The sequence below is a fragment of the Streptomyces sp. NPDC002690 genome, from assembly GCF_053592415.1.
The window spans coordinates 1-4,230 of record NZ_JBSFVR010000497.1; the positions used below are offsets into that span (position 1 = coordinate 1).

Below are 4,230 nucleotides of genomic sequence, written 5' to 3' on the forward strand. Positions count from 1 at the left end.
TTCGGCGCGTTCCTGATCTACACGGCGTGGAAGCTGATCCAGGAGGCGCGGGCCGACGAGGACGAGGAGGAATTCGAGGAGAACCGGCTGCTCAACCGTCCCAGACCTCGTCCACGAGCACCGCCACCGGGACCGCCCGGCCGGGGCTCAGGGCGAGGACGGTGAGCAGGGCGCGCAGCCGCGCCCCGCCGAGGGCGACGGCCGTGCCGTCGTCGCGAAGTACCTGGGTCGTACCGAGGATGCAGTAGCGCACGGGGCCATTGTCCGTGAAGGAGATCGGGGATCGCACAGCCACCCGATATATTCCGATAGCTCGCGTGGCATCGGATGGCCTTACGCGCACATGACATCACGCTACGGAGTCACCCGTGACCGCACCGAGCCCTCACGCGTGACCGAAAAGCACCCCTCCCCTCTCGGCGGGATTCTCCACTAGCGCGATACATCGACCCCTCTCGCACGGGAGACCGACACCTTGGGGTCCTCCCACGGGATACGCGGGACGGCCGAGGCGCTGGTCTCCGGCCGCGCGTCCGGTGTGAACGACCACTTCTTCTGCCGGGTCTACGGTCCCGCGGGCGCCGCGCGACCGACGTCGATCGCCTTCGCCCTCGACGACGAGCGGCCGGCCTCTCCGTCCGGACAGTTCACTCGGTACCGGATGGGCGCCATGACCCTGTCCCGTCCCCGGTCCGCCGTCCTCTACATCAAGTGCTCCAGCGAGCAGTTCACCACGTCCGGCGGGAAACCCTGGGGCATCCGCGGCGAGTTGTACAACCGCGGCCTGCCGGCGGGCGGTGACGAGAACATCCGCGAGGAGAACCTCAACGTCCTGCACGCCGTCTCCCTCGCGCTCGCCCGGCAGTTGGGCCGCGCGGACGATGCGGGACTGCCCGCCGCCTTCACCGTGCCCGAGCGGGCACCGGGGAAGGGGGCACCGCCCGAAGGGGCAGGAAAGTGAGGAAGGGACTGGGCAGGTGCGCCTACTCTCGTCGCATGACCACTGGGATCAGCCGCCACGACCGGCGCATCAGCCCGGTCTTCCTCGGGATCGCCGCCGTCACGGCCGCCGCGGGCGCGGCCGTGTGGACGGGGTTCGCCGAACGGACCGGGTTCGCCGTCTTCCTCTTCGTCACGGGCGCCTGGATCGTCTCGCTCTGCCTCCACGAGTACGCGCATGCCCGCACCGCGCTGCACAGCGGGGACATCTCGATCGGGGCCAAGGGCTATCTGACGCTCAACCCGTTGAAGTACACGCACGCGCTGCTCAGCATCGTGCTGCCGGTGCTCTTCGTGATCATGGGGGGCATCGGGCTGCCCGGCGGTGCCGTGTACATCGAGCGGGGCCGTATCCGGGGCCGGTGGAAGCACAGCCTGATCTCGGCGGCGGGGCCGCTGACGAACGTCGCGTTCGCCGTCGTCTGCACGGCGCCGTTCTGGCTGGGCGGCCTCGACGGGGTGCCGCTCGGGTTCCGGTTCGCGCTGGCGTTCCTGGCGATGCTCCAGATCACGGCCGCGATCCTGAACTTCGTACCGGTGCCGGGGCTGGACGGGTACGGGGTGATCGAGCCCTGGCTGTCGTACAAGGTCCGGCGCCAGGTGGAGCCCTTCGCACCGTTCGGGCTGATCGCCGTCTTCGCGCTGCTGTGGGTGCCGGAAGTGAACGGCGTGTTCTTCGACGCCGTCGACGCGCTGCTGCGGGGGCTCGGGGTCAGCGACTTCGAGACGTACTGCGGGCAGGACCTCTACCGCTTCTGGCGGGAGTTCACCGACCAGCAGGACCCCCGTTGCACAGCTCTGGCGGGGCTGTCCGGCTGACGGTCGTCCCGCGACCCGTGGTGGACCCGGGGCCCGGCCCCGGGTCGTCCGGCGCGGTCAGGCGCCGGTGGTGAGGCGGTGACGGCGCACGTAGTACCAGGCCATGTTGGACGAGAGCCCCGCCACCAGCACCCAGAGGATGCCCAGCAGGCTGCCCTGGGCGAAGGAGACCACCGCCGCGACGACGGCGAGGACGCAGACGACGAGGGAGTAGAGGGCGATGCGGGGCATGGGTCGGGCTCCTGTCCGGGGTGATGCGCGGTCCTGTCCAGTGTCCCTCATGCCCCGATCCGTTCCGCCCCGGGTACGGCCCCCGGGAGCGGAACGTCCGGTACGGCTCACACGTCGGTGGCGCGCAGTCCCGCGTGGGCTTTGTAGCGGCGGTTGACCGAGATCAGGTTGGCGACCAGCGACTCGACCTGGTGGGCGTTGCGCAGCCGTCCGGCGAAGACGCCGCGCATGCCGGCGATCCGGCCGGCGAGGGCCTGCACGATGTCGGTGTCGGCGCGGGCCTCGCCCAGCACCATCACGTCGGTGTCGATCTCGTCGATGGCGGGGTCCTGGAGCAGCACCGCCGAGAGGTGGTGGAAGGCGGCGGTGACCCGGGAGTCCGGCAGCAGGGCGGCGGCCTGTTCGGCGGCGCTGCCCTCCTCCGGCTTGAGGGCGTAGGCGCCCTTCTTGTCGAAGCCGAGCGGGTTGACGCAGTCGACGACGAGCTTTCCGGCGAGCTCCGCGCGCAGCGATTCCAGGGTCTTGGCGTGGCCCTCCCACGGCACGGCGACGATCACGATGTCGCTGCGGAGCGCGCACGCGGCGTTGTCGGCGCCTTCGACGCCGAGTCCGAGTTCGGCGGCGGCCTCGGCGGCGCGGGCGGCGTCGCGGGAGCCGATGGTCACGCGCTGCCCGGCGCGGGCGAGGCGGTAGGCGAGCCCGCGGCCCTGCGGACCGGTGCCGCCGAGCACGCCGACGGTGAGTCCGGAGACGTCGGGCAGGTCCCAGGGGTCCTTGGCGGGCGCCTTGGGCGCACCGGCACTGTCGTGAGTAGTCATGGGCCCGACACTACTGGGGGGTACCGGGAGGGCGGCCGGATACCCCGGACCGGGGCGGGGCGTCCCGTACGGGTGCACCTTCCGTGTCCGGCTGCGCGACCGCCCCGGGCTCCTGCATGATGCCGGGCCATGGATGCCGTGCGCGTGGCGCTGTTGCGTGAGGTGCTCGCCGGGACCGAGTGGCCGGGCGCGGCCCGCCGGTTCGCCGGGGCCCTTCGTTCGTCCGTCGTCCCGCAGGGCGGTGGGCTGTTACTGGTCGGGACGGAGGCGTACGAGCCCTGGCACCTGGCGGCGCACCTGGTCGACGAGGCGACCTGGTCGGGGTTGCCCGAGCTGGCCCCCACGCTGGTACGCCACCGGGTGCGGCCGGCCGATCCGGCGCATCTGGCCGTGGGGCTGGCGCGGATCGAGGCGGCCGGGCGGGGCGAGACGCTGCTGCTGGTGGCACCGGAGCGGCCGGACGGCGGGCTGCTGGAGCGGGTGTGGGACGCCAGGCGCTCGGGGGCGACCGTGCTCACGCTGGGCGGCGGCGATCCCGAGGTGCGGGGGCTGGGCCACGAGGCGCTGGTGGTGACCGAGGAGGACGACGTGGACCTGGACACCGTGCAGCATCTGGTGAGCGCGGCGGCCGGGGAGAACGGCCGGCCGGCCGCGCACGGGCGGCGCTCCTTCCGGGACCGGCTCTCGCGGCTGGCCGACCGGCTCACCGCACCGCCACCGGCCCGCTGGTAGCGGAGGGTCTGCCTCCGCACCCCCGCCCAATGCCCCCACGCGTCCGCATCTTCGCTGGTGGGGCGGGTATCCAGAGCCGAAAGGTCTTGCGCCGGCCCCCTTGAGGCACGGACCATGATCTCTCGTGAACGTCCCGAGCCCCCGCCGCGCCTCCCGCACTCGCCGCATCCTCCGCGCCGCCCTCCCCGATCTCGCCCCCTGGCACGCCTCCGCCGACTTCCGGCTGCTCTGGGGGCAGGGGCTGATCACGTTCTTCGGCAGTTTCATGGCGCTGATCGCGCTGCCGCTCCAGATCAAGGAGCTGACCGGGTCCCCGCTGGCGGTCGGGGCGATGGGTGCGGTGGAGCTCGTGCCGATGGTGATCTTCGGGCTGTACGGCGGGGCGCTCGCCGACGCCAAGGACCGCCGCAAGGTGATCCTCGCAACGGAGGCCGGACTCGGCCTGCTGGCCGTGATCCTGCTGGTCAACGCCTTGCTGCCGCACCCGCTGCTCTGGCCGCTGTACGTCGTCGCCGGGGGCGTGTCCGCGCTGGCGGGGCTCCAGCGGCCGGCGCTCGACTCGCTGCTGGCACGGATCGTGCCGCACGAGCACCTGCCTGCCGCCGCCGCGCTGAACGCCCTGCGCTGGCAG

At 72.4% G+C, this 4,230-nt stretch carries 7 protein-coding genes; 4 read left to right on the forward strand and 3 right to left on the reverse strand.

Going from position 1 to position 4,230, the window contains the following annotated elements; translation table 11 throughout:
• Positions 1-91: 91 nt before the first annotated feature.
• Positions 92-253: a hypothetical protein gene (locus tag ACWD3D_RS34020; RefSeq protein WP_451464572.1), complete on the reverse strand. Its 162-nt coding sequence runs from the start codon at positions 251-253 to the stop codon at positions 92-94.
• Between the two features lie 222 nt (positions 254-475).
• Here ACWD3D_RS34020 and ACWD3D_RS34025 point away from each other — a divergent pair, with 222 nt between their 5' ends.
• Both ACWD3D_RS34025 and ACWD3D_RS34030 read left to right on the forward strand, forming a co-directional pair.
• Positions 476-961, forward strand: coding sequence for a hypothetical protein (locus ACWD3D_RS34025; RefSeq protein WP_451464566.1), 486 nt, complete (start codon positions 476-478; stop codon positions 959-961).
• Between the two features lie 35 nt (positions 962-996).
• Entirely contained in the window at positions 997-1,818 is an 822-nt protein-coding gene (locus ACWD3D_RS34030; protein WP_451464567.1) for a site-2 protease family protein, read from the forward strand.
• Positions 1,819-1,875: 57 nt separating this feature from the next.
• On the opposite strand, the gene ACWD3D_RS34035 is transcribed toward ACWD3D_RS34030, so the two are convergent.
• Together ACWD3D_RS34035 and npdG are read right to left on the reverse strand one after the other, a co-directional pair.
• Positions 1,876-2,049 (reverse strand): hypothetical protein, encoded by a 174-nt coding sequence (locus tag ACWD3D_RS34035; protein WP_451464568.1) that lies wholly within the window; start codon positions 2,047-2,049, stop codon positions 1,876-1,878.
• A gap of 107 nt (positions 2,050-2,156) precedes the next feature.
• Positions 2,157-2,867, reverse strand: coding sequence for an NADPH-dependent F420 reductase (npdG, locus tag ACWD3D_RS34040; protein WP_451464569.1), 711 nt, complete (start codon positions 2,865-2,867; stop codon positions 2,157-2,159).
• A gap of 129 nt (positions 2,868-2,996) precedes the next feature.
• On the opposite strand from npdG, the gene ACWD3D_RS34045 reads away from it, so the two are divergent.
• Entirely contained in the window at positions 2,997-3,599 is a 603-nt protein-coding gene (locus ACWD3D_RS34045) for a hypothetical protein (protein ID WP_451464570.1), read from the forward strand.
• A gap of 124 nt (positions 3,600-3,723) precedes the next feature.
• Positions 3,724-4,230: MFS transporter (locus ACWD3D_RS34050; protein WP_451464571.1), on the forward strand; the 507-nt coding region annotated here is incomplete at its 3' end.